This is a genomic window from Variovorax sp. P2_H12 (assembly GCF_056403395.1).
On record NZ_JBFUFO010000006.1, the window covers coordinates 1 to 18,757 of the forward strand.

23 protein-coding genes are annotated in these 18,757 nt (G+C 68.0%); 9 read left to right on the plus strand and 14 right to left on the minus strand.

Annotation, left to right across the window (positions count from 1 at the left end; translation table 11 throughout):
• Both AC1DYK_RS05345 and AC1DYK_RS05350 read left to right on the plus strand, forming a co-directional pair.
• Window positions 1–327: phospholipase D-like domain-containing protein (locus tag AC1DYK_RS05345; protein WP_478165316.1), on the plus strand; the 327-nt coding region annotated here is incomplete at its 5' end.
• Window positions 328–330: 3 nt separating this feature from the next.
• On the plus strand, window positions 331–1,023 hold the full coding sequence (locus AC1DYK_RS05350; RefSeq protein WP_478165317.1) for a hypothetical protein: 693 nt from the start codon (window positions 331–333) through the stop codon (window positions 1,021–1,023).
• Window positions 1,024–1,034: 11 nt separating this feature from the next.
• Here AC1DYK_RS05350 and AC1DYK_RS05355 read toward each other — a convergent pair whose 3' ends face one another.
• Window positions 1,035–1,973 (minus strand): LysR family transcriptional regulator, encoded by a 939-nt coding sequence (locus AC1DYK_RS05355; protein ID WP_478165318.1) that lies wholly within the window; start codon window positions 1,971–1,973, stop codon window positions 1,035–1,037.
• Between the two features lie 118 nt (window positions 1,974–2,091).
• Between AC1DYK_RS05355 and AC1DYK_RS05360 the strand changes: the two genes are divergently transcribed.
• The 3 genes from AC1DYK_RS05360 to AC1DYK_RS05370 are packed head-to-tail and all read left to right on the plus strand — an operon-like array spanning window position 2,092 to window position 6,019.
• Window positions 2,092–3,426 (plus strand): DUF3100 domain-containing protein, encoded by a 1,335-nt coding sequence (locus tag AC1DYK_RS05360; protein ID WP_478165319.1) that lies wholly within the window; start codon window positions 2,092–2,094, stop codon window positions 3,424–3,426.
• Between the two features lie 21 nt (window positions 3,427–3,447).
• Window positions 3,448–4,617, plus strand: coding sequence for a M20 aminoacylase family protein (locus AC1DYK_RS05365; protein ID WP_478165320.1), 1,170 nt, complete (start codon window positions 3,448–3,450; stop codon window positions 4,615–4,617).
• Window positions 4,618–4,624: 7 nt separating this feature from the next.
• Window positions 4,625–6,019, plus strand: a complete 1,395-nt coding sequence (locus tag AC1DYK_RS05370) for an L-serine ammonia-lyase (RefSeq protein WP_478165321.1) — start codon at window positions 4,625–4,627, stop codon at window positions 6,017–6,019.
• A gap of 34 nt (window positions 6,020–6,053) precedes the next feature.
• Here AC1DYK_RS05370 and AC1DYK_RS05375 read toward each other — a convergent pair whose 3' ends face one another.
• From AC1DYK_RS05375 to AC1DYK_RS05400, 6 genes are read right to left on the minus strand one after another with little or no spacing between them, the layout of a single operon-like run.
• A complete protein-coding gene (locus AC1DYK_RS05375; RefSeq protein ID WP_478165322.1) occupies window positions 6,054–6,377 on the minus strand; it encodes a non-heme iron oxygenase ferredoxin subunit in 324 nt (107 codons plus the stop codon).
• A gap of 26 nt (window positions 6,378–6,403) precedes the next feature.
• Window positions 6,404–7,381: a Bug family tripartite tricarboxylate transporter substrate binding protein gene (locus AC1DYK_RS05380; protein WP_478165323.1), complete on the minus strand. Its 978-nt coding sequence runs from the start codon at window positions 7,379–7,381 to the stop codon at window positions 6,404–6,406.
• Window positions 7,378–7,743 carry a chorismate mutase gene (locus tag AC1DYK_RS05385; protein WP_478165324.1) on the minus strand — a complete coding sequence of 122 codons (366 nt, stop codon included), beginning with the start codon at window positions 7,741–7,743 and terminating at the stop codon, window positions 7,378–7,380. The genes AC1DYK_RS05380 and AC1DYK_RS05385 overlap by 4 nt, the downstream gene beginning before the upstream one ends.
• 1 nt (window position 7,744) lies before the next feature.
• Window positions 7,745–8,224 (minus strand): aromatic-ring-hydroxylating dioxygenase subunit beta, encoded by a 480-nt coding sequence (locus AC1DYK_RS05390; protein ID WP_478165325.1) that lies wholly within the window; start codon window positions 8,222–8,224, stop codon window positions 7,745–7,747.
• Window positions 8,221–9,477: an aromatic ring-hydroxylating dioxygenase subunit alpha gene (locus tag AC1DYK_RS05395; protein WP_478165326.1), complete on the minus strand. Its 1,257-nt coding sequence runs from the start codon at window positions 9,475–9,477 to the stop codon at window positions 8,221–8,223. The genes AC1DYK_RS05390 and AC1DYK_RS05395 overlap by 4 nt, the downstream gene beginning before the upstream one ends.
• 33 nt (window positions 9,478–9,510) lie before the next feature.
• Window positions 9,511–10,500 carry a 2Fe-2S iron-sulfur cluster-binding protein gene (locus AC1DYK_RS05400; RefSeq protein ID WP_478165327.1) on the minus strand — a complete coding sequence of 330 codons (990 nt, stop codon included), beginning with the start codon at window positions 10,498–10,500 and terminating at the stop codon, window positions 9,511–9,513.
• 129 nt (window positions 10,501–10,629) lie between these two features.
• On the opposite strand from AC1DYK_RS05400, the gene AC1DYK_RS05405 reads away from it, so the two are divergent.
• The gene (locus AC1DYK_RS05405; protein ID WP_478165328.1) at window positions 10,630–11,544 is read left to right on the plus strand and encodes a LysR family transcriptional regulator; all 915 of its coding nucleotides are present in this window, start codon (window positions 10,630–10,632) and stop codon (window positions 11,542–11,544) included.
• A gap of 12 nt (window positions 11,545–11,556) precedes the next feature.
• Here the strand turns inward: AC1DYK_RS05405 and AC1DYK_RS05410 are convergent, their stop codons facing one another.
• The 5 genes from AC1DYK_RS05410 to guaB form a co-directional block, all read right to left on the minus strand.
• Complete coding sequence (locus AC1DYK_RS05410; protein ID WP_478165329.1) at window positions 11,557–12,090, minus strand: 2'-5' RNA ligase family protein; 534 nt, start codon at window positions 12,088–12,090, stop codon at window positions 11,557–11,559.
• A gap of 10 nt (window positions 12,091–12,100) precedes the next feature.
• On the minus strand, window positions 12,101–13,747 hold the full coding sequence (guaA, locus tag AC1DYK_RS05415) for a glutamine-hydrolyzing GMP synthase (protein ID WP_478165330.1): 1,647 nt from the start codon (window positions 13,745–13,747) through the stop codon (window positions 12,101–12,103).
• A gap of 9 nt (window positions 13,748–13,756) precedes the next feature.
• On the minus strand, window positions 13,757–14,176 hold the full coding sequence (locus tag AC1DYK_RS05420; RefSeq protein WP_478165454.1) for a type II toxin-antitoxin system VapC family toxin: 420 nt from the start codon (window positions 14,174–14,176) through the stop codon (window positions 13,757–13,759).
• Between the two features lie 11 nt (window positions 14,177–14,187).
• On the minus strand, window positions 14,188–14,436 hold the full coding sequence (locus AC1DYK_RS05425) for a type II toxin-antitoxin system Phd/YefM family antitoxin (RefSeq protein ID WP_478165331.1): 249 nt from the start codon (window positions 14,434–14,436) through the stop codon (window positions 14,188–14,190).
• 230 nt (window positions 14,437–14,666) lie between these two features.
• Window positions 14,667–16,136, minus strand: coding sequence for an IMP dehydrogenase (guaB, locus tag AC1DYK_RS05430; protein ID WP_478093284.1), 1,470 nt, complete (start codon window positions 16,134–16,136; stop codon window positions 14,667–14,669).
• Between the two features lie 170 nt (window positions 16,137–16,306).
• On the opposite strand from guaB, the gene AC1DYK_RS05435 reads away from it, so the two are divergent.
• The gene (locus AC1DYK_RS05435) at window positions 16,307–16,840 is read left to right on the plus strand and encodes a DUF4124 domain-containing protein (RefSeq protein WP_478165332.1); all 534 of its coding nucleotides are present in this window, start codon (window positions 16,307–16,309) and stop codon (window positions 16,838–16,840) included.
• Between the two features lie 26 nt (window positions 16,841–16,866).
• Here the strand turns inward: AC1DYK_RS05435 and AC1DYK_RS05440 are convergent, their stop codons facing one another.
• Window positions 16,867–17,199, minus strand: coding sequence for an RnfH family protein (locus AC1DYK_RS05440; protein WP_478165333.1), 333 nt, complete (start codon window positions 17,197–17,199; stop codon window positions 16,867–16,869).
• Window positions 17,199–17,645, minus strand: coding sequence for a type II toxin-antitoxin system RatA family toxin (locus AC1DYK_RS05445; protein ID WP_478165334.1), 447 nt, complete (start codon window positions 17,643–17,645; stop codon window positions 17,199–17,201). Before AC1DYK_RS05445 ends, AC1DYK_RS05440 begins: the two co-directional genes overlap by 1 nt.
• A 62-nt stretch (window positions 17,646–17,707) precedes the next feature.
• Between AC1DYK_RS05445 and smpB the strand changes: the two genes are divergently transcribed.
• Both smpB and AC1DYK_RS05455 read left to right on the plus strand, forming a co-directional pair.
• Window positions 17,708–18,187, plus strand: a complete 480-nt coding sequence (gene smpB, locus AC1DYK_RS05450; RefSeq protein WP_478093290.1) for an SsrA-binding protein SmpB — start codon at window positions 17,708–17,710, stop codon at window positions 18,185–18,187.
• Between the two features lie 63 nt (window positions 18,188–18,250).
• Entirely contained in the window at window positions 18,251–18,757 is a 507-nt protein-coding gene (locus AC1DYK_RS05455) for an RNA polymerase sigma factor (protein WP_478165335.1), read from the plus strand.

An 18,757-nucleotide genomic window follows, 5' to 3' on the forward strand; every position in this document is an offset into this window, starting at 1 on the left:
CACACCATGAAGCACCTGAAACTGCACGCCAAGATGATGCTGGCCGATGGTGAGCGCGCGATCGTCGGCTCGATCAACCTCGCTCCGGGCAGCTTCGACGGCCGGCGCGAACTGGCCATCGAGACCGACCATTCCGGCACCGTGCAGCGGCTGGCGGAAACCGCGCAGCGCGACTGGGCGTCCTCGCACAGGATCGACCTCAGCGATGCGGGCCTKMTCCAYGACCTGSAGAAGCGRCAGCTCGATCCGCACCAGCTCGTGCTCGATGGCAGCCACGAGTCGCAGAAGGACAAGGACAAGCCGAAGACGCACAAGGCGAAGGGCTGAGCCGTGATGGCGCGCATCGGGTTGGCGGCGGCAGCGCTGCTCCTGGCCAACGCGGCGCTGGCGGCGGGCGATGCGGAATTTGCGATCCGCTGGGATCCGGCCGAGGGCGGCCCCGGGACGCTCGAAGCGATCGCCGAGGCCCTGCGGCTTCCCGATGGGAAGCGCAAGACCTTCGAGGTCCGGTACTTCGCCGTGAAGCAGCCTTCCGGCTCGCCCGAGGGCGCCAGCGCGATCGCCCGCGAGCGGCTCTCCGAAGGCCGGATGGAATCGATGTACAAGCTGCGCAGCCCCGTCGCCTTTCCGGCCCGCGGGCCGCAGGCCGACTGGCGCTGCCCGTTCAAGGTCGAAGCGAAGCGCCAGAACGAGGTCGACGTCGGCTGGAGCGTCGAGGGCGCGCCGAAGAAGAATTATTCGCGCAGCTGCGAGGCCGGCGGCCATATCGCCGACCTGCTGCCGGCCCGGTTCATGGCCCAGCCGCTGGACTGCACCAGCAGCATGCTGCGCCTGACCTCCGAGCGCATCAAGATCGAGCGCTGGAGCCTGCCCGGCGGCAGGCAGGCCTTCGAAGTGTCCACCAACGGCCGCGACACGGATGCCGACCTCGAAGCCTTCGCCGCTCGGGTGGTTCGCCCGCTGCTGGCGCTTGGCGTCAGGCCGCTCGCGCAAAGCAAGACCCAGCTCGGCAGCAGTTGTTGAGCGTGCAGGACTCAGCTCGCCGGCGCTCGCGCCGCCTCGCCCATCGTGCGGGCCATGTCGCTCACGATCAGGCGCAGCAACTCGGTCGCGGCGGGCGCCAGCATGCGCCCGTGGCGCGAGATCACGTGCGTGCGGCCCTGGGACAGCAGCGGATTCTTCATCGGCAGTTCAACGACCTCCGGCCTGTCGAGGTGAGGCGGCAGTGACATCCGGGTGCTCAGCGCATAGCCCAGGCCGGCGACGACAAAGTAGCCCAGCGCGCTGAACGAGGTGGTCGTGAGCAGGGTTGGCAGGCGCACGCCCTCGCCGATCTCGGCCGCTTCGATGTGCTGGCGCACCCCGAAGCTGCGCTTCAGCGTGGCGCCCGGATACGGCAGCAGGTCGGCCAGCTTGAGCGGCCGGCCCAGGCGCGCCAGCGGATGCGTCTCGAGCACCAGCGCCTGGATCGGCTGCGGGTGCGAGTGGTGCGAGCGCAGCCGCTCGTCCTTCGGCGGCTGGAACAGGAGGCCGATGTGGGCCCTCTCGTCGATCACCCGGCGCACGATCTCGTCGCTGCTGCCGACCTCCAGCGAGATCGTGATCGCCGGGTGCGCGCGCATGAAGGCCTGCAGGCTGTGGCGCATCAGCCAGTCGACGTAGCCCTCGCCGGCGACGATGTCGATATGGCCCCGCTCGACCTTGCGGATCGCATCCATCTGCGCCAGCAGGTGCTGCTTCTGGCTCTGCTGGCGGCGCAGATAGACCGCCAGCAGTTCGCCGGCGTCGGTCGGCGCCACGCCACGTCCGCGCCGCTCGAGCAGCAGCGTGCCGCATTCCTTTTCGAGCAGGCCGACCGCCCGGCTGACCGCCGACGGGTCCATGTCGAGCACCTCGGCGGCACCCCGGACGGATCCGCTTTCCAGCACCTGCATGAAATAGCGCAAGCGCCGCGTTTCCAGCTTGTCGTCCATGCCGCCTCCCGGTGAGCGTTGCATTCAATGCAACAAAGATCCTGAATTTTAGTCATTGATGCAATGACTTCTTTCTTTGAGACTCGGTCTGCCCCCACTTTCGGAAGACCTCAGCCTCATGACCTCCGCCACCGCCGCGCTCGCGCCCGAATCGCTGGATTCCTCTCCCACGGGCAAACTCAAGCTTGTCGTCGTGTCCTTGACCGTGGTCGCCATCGCCGAGCTGATCGGCGCCACCCAGTTCAAGCTCGGCCCCGGCAAGGTGGTGCTGCTGCCGATGCTGTGGGCGCTTCTGCTGGCCGCGGTCTGGGGCATCGCCGCGCGCCGCACCCCGGCGCTGGCGCGCATCCCCACGGGCCTGCAGTCCTACGCGGGCGGCCTGCTCAACGCCGGGCTGCTGCTGTTCATCGTCAAGCTGGGCCTGACGGTCGGCGCCGCGCTGCCGCAGGTCCGCCAGGCCGGCTGGGCGCTGGTCTTCCAGGAGTTCGGCCACGCCTTCGGCACCCTGGCGCTGGGGCTGCCGCTGGCCTTGCTGCTGGGCATCAAGCGAGAGGCCGTGGGCGCCACCTTCTCGGTCGGACGCGAGGGCAACCTGGTCATCATCGGCGAGAAGTACGGCATGGCCTCGCCCGAGGGCCGCGGCGTGCTGGCCGAGTACATCACCGGCACCGTTCTCGGGGCGCTGTTCATCGCGGTGCTCGCGGGCTTCATCACCAGCCTCGGCATTTTCGACCCGCGCTCGCTCGCCATGGGCGCCGGCGTCGGCTCGGGCAGCCTGATGGCGGCCGCGATCGGCGCCATCGGCGCCCAGCAGCCGGCCGAGATGCTGCCGCAGCTGACGGCCATCGCCGCCGCCTCGAACCTGCTGACCACGGTGGTCGGCTTCTACTTCACGCTGTTCCTTTCATTGCCGGTGTGCTCGTGGCTCTACGACCGGCTGGAGCCGGTGCTCGGCCGCTTCTCGAAACGCCAACCGGCCGACACCGCGGCGCTCGACGGTGGTGTCGCTGCCGGCTCCTCGGAGCTGCCCTTTGCCGACCAGGTGGTCGCCTGGGCGGTGGTCGGTGGCGGCGTGATGATCGGCAACCTGCTGTCGTACAAGGTCCCTTTGCTGCAGTCGCTGGCCGGCATGCTCGCAGTCATGGCCGTGGTGCTGCTGGTCGGCCTGGTGAAGCGCCTGCTGCCGATGATGCCGATGGTGCTGGTGCTCTCGCTGGTGGCCACGGTGGCCGGCATTCCCGGCCTGTTCCCGTTTTCCGACAGCCTGATCGCGCTCACCGCCAAGCTCAACTTCCTGGCCTTCACCACGCCGGTGCTGGCGCTCGCCGGCTTCTCCGTCGCCAAGGACCTGCCGGTGTTCCGCCAGCTCGGCTGGCGCATCGTGGTGGTCTCGCTCACCGCCACCGCCGGCACCTTCCTCGGCGCCACGCTGATCGCCGAAATCTTCCACTGACCCCTCCAGACGAACTGCCCCATGTACCGCGAACCCGAGATTGCCGAAGAAACGCGCGCACGAATGCTGGCCTGGCGCCATGACATCCACGCCAACCCCGAGACCGCCTTCGAGGAGCACCGCACCGCCAACGTGGTCGCCCACGCCCTGCTGCTGATGGGCATTCCGGCGCACCGGGGCCTGGCCGGCACCGGCGTGGTCGGCACCCTGACGAACGGCGAGGGTCCGAGCATCGCGCTGCGCGCCGACCTCGACGCGCTCCACATGACGGAGCTCGGCGAGCGCGCCCACAAGTCCACCTGCGCCGGCAAGATGCACGGCTGCGGCCACGACGGCCACACCGCGATGCTGCTCGGCGCGGCCGATCACCTGGCCCGGCACAAGCCTTTCCGCGGCACGGTCCACTTCGTTTTCCAGCCCGCCGAGGAGAACGAAGGCGGCGGCCGCAAGATGGTCGAGGAAGGCCTGTTCGACCGGTTCCCGGCGGACGCGGTCTACGGCATGCACAACTTCCCCGGCATGCCGCGTGGCCAGTTCGGGATTCGCACCGGCACCATGACCGCCTACCTCGACACCTTCGAGATCGTCATCACCGGCCGCGGCTGCCACGGCGCGATGCCCGAAACCGGCGTCGACCCGGTGATGATCTCGGCCCAGCTCATCAACGCGCTGCAGACCATCGTGAGCCGGCGGATCGGCGCCACCGAATCGGCGGTGGTCAGCGTGACGCAGATCCACGGCGGCGACACCTGGAACGTGGTGCCCGAGACGGTGGTGCTGCGCGGCACGGCGCGCACCCTGGATGCGGCCATCCAGGACAAGGTCGAGGCCGCGATGCACCAGATCTGCGCCGGCATGGCGCAGACCCACGGCGCCGGCGTGGCGCTGAAGTACATGCGCGGCTACCCGGGCGTGGTGAACACCGTCGACGAGACAGCGGCCGCGGTCGCGGCGGCCGCAAGCCTGGTCGGCGAGGCGCAGGTCCACACCGACATCAAGCCCGCGATGGGCTCGGAAGACTTCGCCTTCATGCTGCAGAAGCGGCCCGGCGCCTACATCGGCATCGGCGCCGGCGAAGGCCCCAACGACCCGCCGGTCCACAATCCCTACTACGACTTCAACGACAAGATCCTGCCGCTGGGCGCTGCCTACTGGGTGGCGCTGGTCAAGCAGCAGCTGGCTGCTGCATAGTTCGACCATGCTCTCCGTCTTCGACATCTTCAAGGTCGGCATCGGTCCGTCGAGCTCGCACACGGTCGGGCCGATGCGGGCGGCGCGGATGTTCGCGGGCGCGCTCGAGCGCGACGGCCTGCTGACGCGCACGGCGCGGGTGCAGGTCGATTTGCACGGCTCGCTCGGCGCCACCGGGCGCGGCCACGCGACCGACGTGGGCGTGATCCTCGGGCTCTTCGGCGAGGCGCCAGACAGCGTCGACCCCGCCGCGGTGCAGCCTCGGATCGAGGCCTTGCGGCGTTCCGGTACGCTGCTGCTGATGGGGCGCCAACCGATCGGCTTCGATCCGTTGCGCGACATTCGATTCATCGGCGACGAGTCCCTGGCCGAGCACCCCAACGGCATGCGCATGGTCGCGCTGGACGCGACCGGAACCCTGTTGGCCGACCGCCGCTATTTCTCGGTCGGTGGCGGCTTCGTGGTCGAGGGCGGCGCCGGGCCGGCGCCCGCCGAGACCGGCGCCGCCCAGGTCTGGCCGCACCCCTTCCGCACCGGCGACGAGCTGATCTCCCAAGCGGTGGAAGGCGGCCTTTCGGTGGCTCAGCTGATGCTGGCCAACGAGAGCGTCTGGCGCCCGCCCGTCGAGGTGCGCGCGGGCGTTCTGCGCATCTGGGCCGCGATGCGGCAGTGCGTGCAACGCGGCTTGGGCATCGACAACCCGAGCGCCGCCGCACGCCTGCCCGGCACGCTGAACATCCGCCGCCGGGCCCCGCAGCTTCACCGCGAACTGCTGGCGCGCGACGCCGGCGCCGCAGCGGCCGACCCGCTCGCCGCCATGGATTGGGTCAACGCGTTCGCTATGGCGGTCAACGAGGAGAACGCGGCCGGCGGCCGCGTGGTGACCGCGCCGACCAACGGCGCGGCAGGCGTGGTCCCCGCGGTGCTGCACTACTACGAGAAGTTCTGCCCCGGCGCCTCGGACGACGGCATCGTCGACTTCCTGCTCACCGCGGCCGCGATCGGCCTGTTGTACAAGGCCAACGCCTCGATCTCGGGCGCGGAGGTCGGTTGCCAGGGCGAGGTCGGCGTCGCCTGTTCGATGGCGGCTGGGGCGCTGGCCGCCGTCCTGGGCGGCACGCCGGCGCAAGTCGAGAACGCGGCCGAGATCGGCATGGAGCACAACCTCGGCCTCACCTGCGACCCGGTCGGCGGGCTGGTGCAGATCCCCTGCATCGAGCGCAACGCGATGGGCGCCGTCAAGGCCATCAACGCCGCGCGGCTGGCGCTGCGCGGCGACGGCCACCACTATGTGTCGCTCGACGCCGTCATCAAGACCATGATGCAGACCGGCGAGGACATGAAGTCGAAGTACAAGGAGACTTCGCTGGGCGGGCTGGCGGTGAACGTGGTGGAGTGCTGAGCAAGTTCCATCGTCGCCGCGGCCCGCCGGCCCCCTACGACGACTCGAACGCGAGGTAGACCCGGCCGCCCTCGATCTTCACCGGGTAGCTGCGCAGGTCTTCGGTGAGCGGCGCGCACATCGCCTTGCCGCTGCGGATGTCGAAACGGCCCTGGTGCAGCGGGCATTCGATTTCGTGGCCCTCCAGGAAACCGTCGCACAGCCTCGCGTGGCCGTGGGTGCAGATGTTGTCGGTGGCGTGGATGCCGTCGTCGGTGCCGTACAGGGCAATGTCCCGGCCCTGTACGTCAATGCCCACCACATCGTCGGTGGGCACGTCCTCGACCGCGGCAGCGTCTATCCATGTCATGGTGTGCATGTCGTTGAGTCTCTGTGTGGAAGATGTCAGTTGTCGGGCTTGAGGCCGGCGCGTTCGATCACGGGCTTCCAGCGGCGCAGTTCCTCGTCCATGAACCTGGACAGCGCCTCGGGCGTGCTGCCGACGGGGTCGAAGTACGCGGTCTGCAGGCGCTTCTGCGTCTCGGGGTCCTTCAGCACGGCCGCGATCTCGCGGCTCATGCGCTGCACGACCTCGGGCGGAGTGCCCTTGGGTGCCATGTAGGCGAACCACGGCACGGCCTGGATGTCGGGCAGGCCCGATTCGCGCAGCGTGGGCAGGTCGGGCAGCAGCGCCGAACGCTCGGCCGACGTCACGGCCAGCGCCTTGAGCCTCCCGGCCTTGACCTGCGGCATGACCGTCACCGGCGGCAGGCAGGCGTATTGCACGTCGCCCTGGACGAGCGCCGTGACGGCCTGGCCCGAGGACGCATACGGGATGTGAACCGCGAAGGAGCTGGTCTTGAGCTTGATCAGCTCCACGCCCAGGTGCGAGATCGAGCCGTTGCCGGTCGACGCGAAGTTGAACTTGCCGGGGTTCTGCTTCATGGCCGCGAGCCAACCCTTGACCGAGTCGACGTTCATCGAATTCGAAGCCGCGCACACGTTGGGCGTGGTGGCGGCCAGCGACACCGGCACCAGGTCCTTGAAGGGGTCGTACGGCAGATTCTTGTAGAGCACCGTGTTGTATACCAGCGGCGCGTTCACCGACAGCAGGAAGGTGTGGCCGTCGGGCGCCGCCTTCGAGGCCAGGTCGGTGCCGGTGTTGCCGCCGGCGCCCGGCTTGTTGTCGACGATCAGCGGCTGGCCGATGCGCGCGGCGAGCTTGTCGTTGACGATGCGCGCCAGGATGTCGGGCGACGAGCCGGCGGCGAACGGCACCACGATGCGAATCGGGCGCTGCGGCCACGCCTGCGCATGCACGGCGTTGCCGGCGAGCACGGCACAAGCCAGCGCTGCGAAGGTCCTGAGGCGGACGTGCTTCATGCGCGCAGCTCCACATCGACCATCCCGAGATGGTCCTGCTGCTCGCGGGCAATGAACCCCGCAATCAGCGCGCGGTAGCAGGCCTCGACCACTTCGGGATAGGCGCCCTCCTTCTCGGCCAGCGCCTTCACCTTGTCGATCACCTCCTGCTGGCGCTGCGGCGCCGACACCTGGAAGGCGTCGCGCTTGAAGCGCGCAGCATCCTTCACGTAGCGGCCGCGCTCGGCCAGCAGCGCGACGATCTTGCAGTCGAGTGCATCGATGTTCTCGCGCACCTCGGCCAGGTTGGCGCACAGGGGCTGGTAGGCTGGGTCGACGAAGCGCCGCAGCGGCGCACCATGTGTCTCGGGTTCTTTTGGCATGTCAGATCGGATAGATGATGGAGTTGGGGATCATTTCGCTGTCGAAAACGCACAGGCGCGAGGCGAACTTCAGCCCGTCCGGCGTCGGCACCACGGCATCGATGTAGCGCCCGACGTTGAACACGGTCGACGGCTGGTCGAGCTTGGTACGGAACACCGCGTAGTTGGCCTCGCTGTGGATCGTGCCGTCGTCGTCGACCGCGTGCACCGTCGGCAGGCCGACCACGTGGCGCTGATAGTAAGGGTCGTGGAACAGCGTCTCGCGGATGCCGTAGACGCGGTCTTCGAGCATGCCCCGGCTTTCGAACGAGAGCGTCGCCAGCGGCAGGCCGCGCTCGTGGTTCTCGCGCGGCTGCAGCCGGTAGCTGCACTGCTCGATGAAGAACCCGGGCCACAGATCCCATTGGCCCGAATCGACGGCATGCGCATAGGCGGCGTAGAGGCGCGCCAGTTCGAGATAGGTGTCGGTGCCGAGTTTCATGCGTCCATCACCTCGCGCCAGTAGCGGTACATGCCGCGGATCAGCGTCTCGGTCACCATGTGGTCGGTGTTCTCGACCTCGCGGCCGCCCAGTTCGGCGAGCGTGCGATGGCCGGGCCTCTGCTCGAAGCCCTGCTGCGAGAACTCGATCACCTCGCCGTCGTCGGCCGAGACGAAGCCCGCCGGGCCGAACAGGTTGGCCTGGCGCAGCCGGCGCTGCTGCATGTCCTCGCTGTCGTCCTCGAAGCCGAAATGGGTCCAGACGAAATCGAAGGCATCGTGGCCCACGGGCTGGATGTGGCGGGTGGACACACTGTTGACCTGCTGCTGCAGGATCAGGCTCGGGAACAAGGTCATCATGACCGCGGTCGGCCCGCCCCACCAGGGCTCGGGCGCGATGTCGAGGAAGCGCGGGTCCTTCAGCTGCATGCTCTCCTTGAAGCTCGACACCTGCGTCACCTGCGCCGCCTTGCCTGCATTGCCGCGGGTGGAAATCATCGCGGCGTGGCGGCCGTGCGCGTCCATCTTGAGTTCCGACTTGTTGTCGGCGCGCCAGAGCCCGAAGGTGACGAACCAGGTGTGCAGCAGGCCCGGGTGGTACGGGTCCTTGATGTTCTCCTGCATCAGCTTCCAGTTGCCGGGAATGCGCTGGCGGCTGTAGCCGAGGATCGTGAGCTTGCGGCCATCGAACAGGCGGTCGAAGTAACGCAGGATGTCGGGGCCCAGGAAGTCCTCGAACGACTCGATGCCATGGTCGAACGACGCGAAGACCACGCCCCCGCGAGACGCCACCTTGAGCTTGTTGAGACCGTGGTCCTCGACCTTGAAGTCAGCGGGCATGCCGCCATGCACCTTGCCGTCCTGCTTGACGCCACGGCGAAAGGGCACCCCCTGCAGGTCGCCCTTGAGCGTGTAGTTCCATTGGTGGTAGGGGCAGACGAACTCCTTGCGGTTGCCATGGCGCTCGCGGCAGAACTGCATGCCGCGGTGGGCGCAGACGTTTTCGAAGACGTGGATCACGCCCTCCTCGTCGCGCGACATGACGACCGAACGCTCGCCGATCGCCGTGCGCTTGAAATCGCCCGGATTCGGGATCTCGGCTTCGAGGCCGACATAGCACCAATGCTTCTCGTAGAAGAAGCGCTGCAGTTCTTTCCTGTGCAGCGCCTCGTCGGTGTAGGCCATGAAGGGAATGCGGCTGGTCTTGTCGCTTTCCCAGCGCAGCGCGATGGGGAACACGGCCTCGGCAGTCATGGGAGGTTTCCTTTCTTGTGTGGGGTCTTCACTTCAGGTGCCTTGCAGGTAGAAGGCATCGGCATGGGTCTTCTCGGGCACGAGGCCGCGACCGCGCACCCACTGGGTCAGGGCCTCGACCATCGGCGGCGATCCGCATAGGTAGGCGCGCCAGCCATCGAGGCTGCCGGGCCAGTCGGCACGGATCGCATCGGTGATCAGCCCCAGTCGCTGGCCATCGCGCGCGGGGCCGCTGACGACCACCACGTGCACCTCGAGGCCGGCATGAAGCGATTGCAGTTCGCGCAACTCGTCCAGGCCGTAGACATCGGCGTCGGAGCGCACGCCCAGGTAGAGATGGATGGGCTGGGTGAGGCCGGCCGCGATCGCGCCCCGCACGATGGACAGGATGGGCGCCAGTCCGGTGCCGCCCGCCGCGCAGAGCATGGGGCCGCCGTGCCTGGTGCGCAGGTAGGCCGTGCCCAAGGGTCCGCTCACCCGCACCGCGTCGCCGACGCGAAGCTGCTCGAAGATGTGCGCGGTGACCCGCCCGCCGGGAACGCGGCGCACGTGGAATTCGAGCTCCGCGTCACGGCTCAGGCCGGCCATCGAATACGGCCGTGCCAGGCCCGCCGCGAATTGCAGCTGCGCGTACTGGCCCGGCGAGAACGCCAGCGGCCGGTTCGGCTTCAGCCGCAGCCGGCGGATGTCGTGCGTGAGCGCATCGATGCCGGTCACCGTGGCCTTGAGGATGCGCGCCGGATGCACCACCACCTCGTCGGTTTCGGGAATCTCGATGGTGCAGCTTTCGGTCAGCGTGCTCTGGCAGGCCAGCACGTAGCGCTCGCCCTGCGCATCCGGACGGATGGCGTCCTGCCCCGCATCGAGCACCTGGCCCGACACCACCTTGCAGCGGCAGGTGCCGCAGCGCCCGGCCATGCAGCTGTACGACACCGGCACATGGTGCTCGCGCAGCACCTCCAGCAGATTGGCGCCGGGGCGGACCTCGAGGGTTTGTCCAAGGGGGTGAATGCGCAGATCCATCGTCGGGTGTCTTGTGGCGGTCTCTCGGGGCTGGTGGGTCTCTCAGGGGAGGGATGATGCGGGTCCGATGCAGATTGACCAATAGAATCTGGTGAATCATCTTCATCACCGATGTGAATAAAGGTAGGCATGCAGCTCAAGGACATCGACCTCAACCTGCTGCTGGTGTTCGACCGCATGCTGGCCGAGAAGCGCGTGTCGGCGGTGGCCGCATCGCTCGGGCTTTCGCAGCCCGCCATCAGCAACGCGCTGGGGCGGCTGCGCAAGCTGCTCGGCGACGAGCTCTTCCTGCGCACCGCGCGCGGCATGGAGCCCACCCCGTTCGCCTTGCAGCTGGCCGAGCCCGTGGCCTACGCGATGGGCGCGCTGCACACGGCCCTCAACCAGCAGGTGGTGTTCGACCCCGCCACGAGCACGCGCAGCTTCACCATCGCCATGACCGACATCGGCGAGATCTACTTCACGCCGCGGCTGATGGAAGCGCTGTCGGTCGCGGCGCCGGGCGTGACGATCAGCACGCTGCGCAACAACACCACGACCCGCCTGCGCGATGAACTGGAGACCGGCCACGTGGACATCGCCATCGGCCTGCTGCCGCAGCTCAAGGCCGGCGTGTTCCAGCGCCGCCTGTTCCGCCAGAACTATGTGTGCCTTTTCTCGGGCACGCATCCTCTGGCGCGCAAGCGCAGCGTGTCATTGAAGGACTTCGGTTCGGCCGATCATGTGCTGGTGCAGGCCGCCGGCACCGGTCACGGCAAGGCCGACGACGTGATGGCGGGGCAAGGCATCCAGCGGCGCATCCGTCTGCGCGTGCCGCATTTCGTCGCCATCGGCCATATCCTGCGCGCGAGCGAAATGATCGCCACCGTGCCCGAGCGACTGGCGCAGAGCATCGCCGAGCCCTTCGGACTGGTGTGGCGCCCTCACCCCGTGGCGCTGCCGCAGATTGCCATCAACCTGTTCTGGCACGCCAAGGTGCATCGCGATCCGGGCAACCAGTGGCTGCGTGGCCTCTTGTTCGACAACTTCGCGGATGGCGATTGACCGGCGCGGGAATCAGGTCTGCAAGGGCCAGCGCCCCAGCACGAGGTGCTGCCCTTTGCCGACGAGACTCCGTACCAGGACGAACTCGCGCGCCGTCCATGCGATGGGGGCCACCGATTGCTCCGGCACCACACGCGTGTCGCGCAGCAGTGTCAGGTGCGGCGTGAAGCTTCCCGTTTCGGCCGCCACGCCGTGGCTGCGCAACGCAACGCCCAGGTTGAAGCGAAATTCCTGCAGCCCCTCCATCGCCTGGCTCCCCAACAGCACCAGCGGGCGCTTCCTGGCGCGGGCCGGAAAGCTCGTGACCCGATCGAAGCTCAGCCCGAATGCGGGGCTGTCCAGGGTCTGCGCCGCCTGCCGAGCCCCGGTCACCAGGTCTTCCGGCCACACGCCGGAGCGGCCCAGGTAGTGCAAGGTGACGTGCAGCCGCTGCGTCCCGGTCGGGGGCGTCTTCAGACCATGATCGGCGCGCAAGCGGGTGGCGAGCGCTACCGCCCGGGCGGCGGCGGCGGCGTCCGGCTGGAGGGCGAAGAACAGGCTGTCCACCGCCCTCGGCTCATTCCCACTCGATCGTCGCCGGCGGCTTGCTGCTCACGTCGTAGGTCACGCGGTTGATGCCGCGCACCTCGTTGATGATCCGCCCCGAGACCTTCTTGAGCAGCGCGTAGGGCAGCTCGGCCCAGTCCGCGGTCATGAAGTCGCTGGTCTGCACCGCGCGCAGCGCCACCACGTAGTCGTAGGTGCGGCCGTCGCCCATCACGCCCACGCTCTTGACCGGCAGGAACACCGTGAAGGCCTGGCTCGTGAGGTCGTACCAGCTCTTGCCGCTCGAGGGATCGACGAAGTTGCGCAACTCCTCGATGAAGATCGCGTCGGCGCGGCGCAGCAGCTCGGCGTATTCCTTCTTGACCTCGCCGAGGATGCGCACGCCCAGGCCCGGGCCCGGGAACGGATGGCGATACACCATCTCGGGCGGCAGGCCGAGCGCGACGCCGAGTTCGCGCACCTCGTCCTTGAACAGGTCGCGCAGCGGCTCGAGCAGCTTCAGGCCCAGTTGCTCGGGCAGGCCGCCGACGTTGTGGTGGCTCTTGATGGTGACCGCCTTCTTGCTCTTGGCGCCGCCCGACTCGATCACGTCGGGATAGATGGTGCCCTGGGCCAGCCACGTGGCGCCCTTGACGGCCGGCAGGCCGTCAACTCCGAGCCTTCCGCCGGCGCTGGCCTTGAGCTTGGCGGCCTCCTGCTTGAACACGGTGACGAATTCGCCGCCGATGATCTTGCGCTTGGCCTCGGGATCGCTCACGCCGGCCAGCTTGCCCAGGAAGAGCTCGCTGGCGTCGACGCGGATCACCTTGGCGTGCAGCTGGCCGACGAACATGTCCATCACCATGTCGCCTTCGTTGAGCCGCAGCAGGCCGTGGTCGACGAAGACGCAGGTCAGCTGGTCGCCGATGGCGCGATGGATCAGCGCCGCGGCCACCGAGGAATCCACGCCGCCCGACAGGCCGAGGATCACTTCCTCGTCGCCGACCTGCTGGCGGATCGCTTCCACCGCTTCCGCGATGTGGTCGCGCATCACCCAATCGCGGCGGGCGCCGCAGATGCCGAGCACGAAGCGGTCGAGGATCGCCTTGCCCTGCTGCGTGTGCGTGACTTCGGGGTGGAACTGCAGCGCGTAGAAATGCCGCTGTTCATCGGCCATGCCGGCGATCGGGCAGCTCTCGGTCGAGGCCATCAGCTTGAAGCCGGGCGGCAGCTCGGTGACCTTGTCGCCGTGGCTCATCCAGACGTTGAGCATGCCGTGCCCGTCGTCGGTCGTGAAGTCGGCGATGTCGCGCAGCAACTCGGTGTGGCCGCGCGCGCGCACGGCCGCGAAGCCGAACTCGCGCTTGTGGCCGCCCTCGACCTTGCCGCCGAGCTGGTGCGCCATGGTCTGCATGCCGTAGCAGATGCCCAGCACCGGCACGCCGAGCTCGAACACCGCCTGCGGCGCCTTGTCCGTGGTTTCCTCGTAGACGCTCGCGTGGCTGCCGGACAGGATCACGCCCTTGAGCGTGCCGTCCTTGGCGAACTCGCGCACCCATTCGTCGCTGACGTCGCAGGGATGGACCTCCGAGAACACGTTCGCCTCGCGCACGCGGCGCGCGATCAGCTGGGTGACTTGGGAGCCGAAATCGAGGATGAGGATCTTGTCGTGTTGCATGGAGAAGACTCAGAGCGTTGAAATGTCGAAGAGGCGGACGCCCGCTTGCGGCGCCGCCTGGATGAGTTGCTCGTCGAAGGTGGCGAGCGGAAGATCGAGCGAGCGTGCGAGCCACAGATAGCCCGCGTCGTAGAGCGAGACACCGGCGTCGATGGCCACGGCGAGCACGGCCTTGTGCTGGGCCGGCGCCAGTTCGTGCAGTTCGACGCGGTGGCGAATGGCGTCGAGCACGCTCCAAAGCCCTTCGACCGCGGACGGCGGAATGCGGCCGCTGCGCACGCCGTTGGCGAGGATGTTGGCGCACTCCCATTGCCACGCATTGGGCGCCTGCGGCTCGACCTCGTCGCGGCGGATGGCGGCGTAGAGCTTGCGCGTGTGTTCGCTGGCCTGATCCGGCAGCAGCCAGGCCGAGGTGACCGAGGCATCCATGACGAAGGCCGTCACGATTGCCGCCCTTCGTCACGCAGGGTGCGCACGGCGGGGCCCGGCTTGATGGTCGCGTGCAACGCGTCGATCTGGCCCAGTTCGCGCGCGATCTGTTCGTCGGTGATGACCGGCTTGCGCCGCACCGGCAGCATGCGCACGACTTCCTTGCCGTGGCGTGTGATGCGCACTTCCTCGCCCTTCTCGACCAGGTCGATCAGGGCCGAGAAGTTGTTCTTGGCTTCAGCGATGCCGAGGGATTGCATTTGGGCCAGAAAAAAATGATCTGGCCCAAATTCTAATGCCAATCTGGCCCGACTTCCAATATCTGGCCAGATTGAACTCAGGCCGGCGCCGGGCGGCCCCCTCGGGGGGGCCGCGACCACACGAAGTGAGGGGGCGKGGGGGCCCAGGCCGGCGCCGGGCCGCCCCAAGGCGGCCTGCGGCCCCCTCGGGGGGCAGCGACCCACACGCAGTGGGGGAGCGTGGGGGCCATTTATTCAGCCCGGTAGTTCGGGGCTTCCTTGGTGATCTGCACGTCGTGCACATGGCTCTCGCGAATGCCCGCCGTGGTGATCTCGACGAACTCGGCCTTGTTCTTCATGTCCTCGATCGTGGCGCAGCCGCAGTAGCCCATGCTGGCGCGCAGCCCGCCGGACATCTGGTAGACGATCGACACCATCGAGCCCTTGTACGGCACGCGGCCCTCGATGCCTTCGGGAACCAGCTTGTCGGCGTTCGGGTTGCCGGTGCTCGATTCCTGGAAGTAGCGGTCGGCGCTGCCCTGCTGCATCGCCCCGATCGAGCCCATGCCGCGGTAGCTCTTGTAGCTGCGCCCCTGGAACAGCACGATCTCGCCGGGCGCCTCTTCGGTGCCGGCGAACATGCCGCCCATCATCACGGTGCTGGCGCCGGCCGCGATGGCCTTGGCGATATCGCCCGAATAGCGCACGCCGCCGTCGGCGATCAGCGGCACGCCCGTGCCCTGCAGCGCGGTGGCGACGTTGTCGATCGCCATGATCTGCGGCACGCCCACGCCGGCCACGATGCGGGTGGTGCAGATGGAGCCCGGGCCGATGCCGACCTTGACCGCGTCGGCGCCGGCATCGGCCAGCGCGCGCGCGGCATCGCCGGTGGCGATGTTGCCGCCGATGACGTCGACCTGCGGGTAGTTGTTCTTGACCCAGCGCACGCGCTCGATCACGCCGGCATGGTGGCCGTGCGCGGTGTCGACCACGATGGCGTCGACGCCGGCCTTGACCAGCGCCTCGACGCGCTCCTCGGTGCCCGCGCCCGCGCCCACCGCGGCGCCGACGCGCAGCCGCCCGCTGGCATCGCGCGCCGCGTTCGGGAAGCTGGTCTGCTTGGTGATGTCCTTGACGGTGATCAGGCCCTTGAGCTCCCAGGCCTCGTTGATCACCAGCAGGCGTTCGAGCTTGTGCTTGTTGAGCAGCGCCTTGGCGTCCGCCAGCGTGGTGCCGTCGGGCACGGTGATGAGCCGGTCGCGCTGGGTCATGATCTCGCTGACCGGCACGTCGTAGCGGCTCTCGAAGCGCAGGTCGCGCCCGGTGACGATGCCGACCACCTTGCCGGCGTCGCAGACCGGGAAGCCCGAAATGCCGAGCTGGTCCGACAGCGCCATCACCTGGCGTACGGTGTGGGTCGGGGTGATGACCACCGGGTCGCGCAGCACGCCGGATTCGTAGCGCTTCACCTTCGCCACCTGCGCCGCCTGCTCGGCGGCCGTGAGGTTCTTGTGAACGATGCCGATGCCGCCTTCCTGCGCGATCGCGATCGCGAGACGGGCTTCGGTCACGGTATCCATCGCCGCGGAAACCAGCGGCAGATTGAGCGTGATGTTGCGGGAGAGCCGGGTGGCGAGGGAGGTGTCCTTGGGCAGGACTTGGGAGAACGCTGGCACCAGCAACACGTCGTCGAAGGTGAGCGCTTTGCCGAGAAGGCGCATGGGTGAGGCTCCAAAAGGTGGATTGTAACGATGGCCCGGGGTCCGGGCAGCCGAAGGGACTCCCGCTTTCCGGCTGGCATGGGCCCCAGGCGCGCCCGAATGCCACCCGGGCGTTGCAAAAACGCCAGTGAGCTGGTTGCGAAACGTAAGGCAGCGCTAAACTTCCGCCCATGAAATTCGCGCAGCTGCTCCTCGTCGGGTCCGTGTTCCTGCTGCCCCTGGGCGCGCAAGCCCAATGGCAGTGGCTCGACAAGGACAACAAGAAGGTCTTCAGCGACCAGGCGCCGCCGCCCGACGTGCCCGAGAAGAACATCCTGCGCCGGCCCGGCCCGCCGGCCAAGCGACTGAGTTTCAGCGCACCGCCGGCGACAACCGATGTCGCGGCCGCCCCTGCGGCCGACGCGCAGCCGCCTGCGCCCGCGCCCGCCAGCAGCGCCAAGGGTGCCGGCGTCGACAAGGAACTTGAAGAGAAGGCGCGCAAGGCCGAAGAGGCCGAGAAGGCCAAGCAGGCGGCCGAAGCCCAGAAGTTCGCGCAGGCCAAGGCCGAGAACTGCACCCGGGCGCGCCAGAGCAAGGCGACCATGGACAGCGGCATCCGCGTGGCGCGCGTCAACGCCCAGGGCGAACGCGAGATCATGGACGACGCCGCGCGCGCGAGCGAGCAGCAGCGCCTTCAATCCATCATTGCGTCCGACTGCAAATAGCGGCGGCTAGGGCGTGTGAACAGGCCCTAGTATCCGGCTTTACCGCCTTTTCGGCGGCGCGCAAAGAGGCCCGTGCCGCGTGCGCCCTGCTGGCGGAATCGCTCGCGCCGCGCCACCTTCGGGTCCACCGTGAGCGGGCGGCACAGTTCGACGCGGTCGAGATCACTCACGCAGTGGGTCCATTCGACCGCCCTGCCCCAGATCCCCGGCGTCATCGAGGCCCAGTCGAGGTGCGGGAACGCCTGAGACAGGCCGCTCGCGAGCACCGCGTCGCGCACCGTCGCGCCCTCGGCCAGTTCGAGAACCTGCTCGAAGGTCTCGCGCGGCGCCGGAGAGCAGGCAACCGTGATCCTGGGCATCAGGCAGCGCCGTAGACCTGCTCGGCGCGCTTCACGAAGGCCTCCACCAGGTTCGAGGCGACCTTGTCGAACACCGGGCCGACCAGCGCCTGCAACGCGAAGTTGCTGAAGCCGTAGCTCAGGTTGAGCTCGACCCGGCAGGCGCGCTCGCCGTCTTCGCCGACCGGCGTGAAGGTCCAGATGCCGTCGAGGTTCGAGAAAGGCCCGTCGACCAGCTTCAGATGCACCTCGCGGCCCGCCACATGGGTGTTGCGGGTGGTGAAGCTGTGATGGAATCCGCTGAATGCGAGGCCGACCTCGGCCGTCATGCCGAGCTCGTCCTGCTCGATGACCTTGGCGCGATCGCACCACGGCAGGAACTCGGGATACTTCGCCACGTCGGTGACGAGCGCGTACATCTCTTCGGCGCTGTACCAGATAAGAACGGACTTGTGGACTGTTTTCATAGAATCGGCACCGCGTGCGCGACGGATTGTATTGAAGCCATGCAGCCCTCACCTGAAACACCATGGCCACGAAAAAGAAACAAGACCCCTCCTCCCGCATCGCCGACAACAAGAAGGCGGCCTACAACTATTTCTTCGAAGAACGCTTCGAGGCCGGCATGGTGCTCGAAGGCTGGGAGGTCAAGTCGCTGCGCGAAGGCAAGGTGCAGCTGACCGACGGCTACGTCGTCATCCGCGACGGCGAGCTCTACGTCATCGGCTGCCAGATCAACCCGCTGCACTCGGCCTCGACGCACGTCAACCCGGATTCGGTGCGTACCAAGAAGCTGCTGCTGCACAAGGAGCAGATCCGCCGCTTGATCGGCAAGGTCGAGCAGAAGGGCTACACGCTGGTGCCGCTGAACCTCCACTGGAAGGCCGGCAAGGTCAAGTGCGAGATCGCGCTGGCCAAGGGCAAGGCGGAGCACGACAAGCGCGACACCATCAAGGATCGCGAAGGCAAGCGCGAGGTCGAGCGCGCCATGAAGAGCCGCAGCCGTTGAAGATTATTTCGAGGCACATGGAATAAACGCCGTGCCGGCAGCGTTCGTGTATCAGTTACACCCATGGATCAACGCGCCCTCGTCTCCCATATCCCGAGCCTGCGGCGCTACGCCCGTGCGTTGACCGGTGATGCCTGGGCGGCCGACGACCTGGTGCAGGACACGCTGGAGCGCGCCTGCGGCAAGTGGCGGCTCTGGATCCTGGGCACCGACCTGCGGGCCTGGCTCTTCACGATCATGCACAACCTGTTCGCGAGTCAGCTGCGGCGTGCGCCGGCGCTCGCTCCGGTCGACCTCGACGACGTGGCGCACGAGCTGCGCGCCGTCGACTCGCAGCGCGACCAGGCGATCGATCTGCAGCGCTGCCTGCTGCTGCTGCCGGAGGATCAACGCGCGGTGCTGCTGCTGGTGGCGCTCGAGGATCTTTCGTACGCCCAGGTCGCAAAGGTGCTCGGCATTCCCGCCGGCACCGTGATGTCGCGCCTGTCGCGGGCACGCGCGCGCCTGCAAGCGCTGATGGACGAGGTGCCGACGGTGTCGAACCGCACCGCCTTGCACCGGATCAAGTAA

Bases quoted from the DNA above. Each gene is read 5' to 3' on its own strand.
- AC1DYK_RS05355 (WP_478165318.1), bottom strand. From the start codon at position 1,973: ATGGACGACAAGCTGGAAACGCGGCGCTTGCGCTATTTCATGCAGGTG.
- AC1DYK_RS05360 (WP_478165319.1), top strand. From the start codon at position 2,092: ATGACCTCCGCCACCGCCGCGCTCGCGCCCGAATCGCTGGATTCCTCT.
- AC1DYK_RS05365 (WP_478165320.1), top strand. From the start codon at position 3,448: ATGTACCGCGAACCCGAGATTGCCGAAGAAACGCGCGCACGAATGCTG.
- AC1DYK_RS05370 (WP_478165321.1), top strand. From the start codon at position 4,625: ATGCTCTCCGTCTTCGACATCTTCAAGGTCGGCATCGGTCCGTCGAGC.
- AC1DYK_RS05375 (WP_478165322.1), bottom strand. From the start codon at position 6,377: ATGCACACCATGACATGGATAGACGCTGCCGCGGTCGAGGACGTGCCC.
- AC1DYK_RS05380 (WP_478165323.1), bottom strand. From the start codon at position 7,381: ATGAAGCACGTCCGCCTCAGGACCTTCGCAGCGCTGGCTTGTGCCGTG.
- AC1DYK_RS05385 (WP_478165324.1), bottom strand. From the start codon at position 7,743: ATGCCAAAAGAACCCGAGACACATGGTGCGCCGCTGCGGCGCTTCGTC.
- AC1DYK_RS05390 (WP_478165325.1), bottom strand. From the start codon at position 8,224: ATGAAACTCGGCACCGACACCTATCTCGAACTGGCGCGCCTCTACGCC.
- AC1DYK_RS05395 (WP_478165326.1), bottom strand. From the start codon at position 9,477: ATGACTGCCGAGGCCGTGTTCCCCATCGCGCTGCGCTGGGAAAGCGAC.
- AC1DYK_RS05400 (WP_478165327.1), bottom strand. From the start codon at position 10,500: ATGGATCTGCGCATTCACCCCCTTGGACAAACCCTCGAGGTCCGCCCC.
- AC1DYK_RS05405 (WP_478165328.1), top strand. From the start codon at position 10,630: ATGCAGCTCAAGGACATCGACCTCAACCTGCTGCTGGTGTTCGACCGC.
- guaA (WP_478165330.1), bottom strand. From the start codon at position 13,747: ATGCAACACGACAAGATCCTCATCCTCGATTTCGGCTCCCAAGTCACC.
- AC1DYK_RS05420 (WP_478165454.1), bottom strand. From the start codon at position 14,176: ATGGATGCCTCGGTCACCTCGGCCTGGCTGCTGCCGGATCAGGCCAGC.
- AC1DYK_RS05425 (WP_478165331.1), bottom strand. From the start codon at position 14,436: ATGCAATCCCTCGGCATCGCTGAAGCCAAGAACAACTTCTCGGCCCTG.
- guaB (WP_478093284.1), bottom strand. From the start codon at position 16,136: ATGCGCCTTCTCGGCAAAGCGCTCACCTTCGACGACGTGTTGCTGGTG.
- AC1DYK_RS05435 (WP_478165332.1), top strand. From the start codon at position 16,307: ATGAAATTCGCGCAGCTGCTCCTCGTCGGGTCCGTGTTCCTGCTGCCC.
- AC1DYK_RS05440 (WP_478165333.1), bottom strand. From the start codon at position 17,199: ATGCCCAGGATCACGGTTGCCTGCTCTCCGGCGCCGCGCGAGACCTTC.
- AC1DYK_RS05445 (WP_478165334.1), bottom strand. From the start codon at position 17,645: ATGAAAACAGTCCACAAGTCCGTTCTTATCTGGTACAGCGCCGAAGAG.
- smpB (WP_478093290.1), top strand. From the start codon at position 17,708: ATGGCCACGAAAAAGAAACAAGACCCCTCCTCCCGCATCGCCGACAAC.
- AC1DYK_RS05455 (WP_478165335.1), top strand. From the start codon at position 18,251: ATGGATCAACGCGCCCTCGTCTCCCATATCCCGAGCCTGCGGCGCTAC.